The organism is Bacillus sp. SIMBA_074, from assembly GCF_046534555.1.
Classification (GTDB): domain Bacteria; phylum Bacillota; class Bacilli; order Bacillales; family Bacillaceae_G; genus Bacillus_A; species Bacillus_A mycoides.
Genome location: NZ_JAWRYM010000180.1, coordinates 1 through 370, shown reverse-complemented (window position 1 = coordinate 370; position 370 = coordinate 1). Strand labels below are relative to the sequence as shown.

The 370-nt window shown below is 42.2% G+C and carries 1 pseudogene; it reads left to right on the top strand.

Annotation, left to right across the window (positions count from 1 at the left end):
- Window positions 1–60 precede the first annotated feature (60 nt).
- Window positions 61–370 (top strand): annotated as a pseudogene (locus SB773_RS30395) (4Fe-4S ferredoxin); the annotation flags it as partial.

Sequence of the window (370 nt, the reverse complement as noted above, 5' to 3'; positions counted from 1 at the left end):
GAAACAGCATCTATGTGGCAGAGCCTTTCTTTTGGAGCTAGCTATAAAGCGGCCTACTGTATGTCCGTTTGTCCTGCTGGAGAAGATGTAATTGGTGTGTTTCTTGACGATCGCAAGAAATTTTTGAAGTACGTTGTCAAACCACTACAGGATAAAAACGAAATGGTTGATGTAGTGCCGAATTCCGACGCTGAGGATCATGTCAAAAAGCGTTTTCCCCATAAACAAGTTCGACCGGTGAGCAACGGCTTACGATCGAAATCAATCCGTGCGTTTTTGCAGGTGCTTCCTCATATGTTTCAAAGAAATCAAGCAAAAGATTTAGCTGCTACCTACCATTTTACATTTACTGGAGAAGAAAATGCTCAAG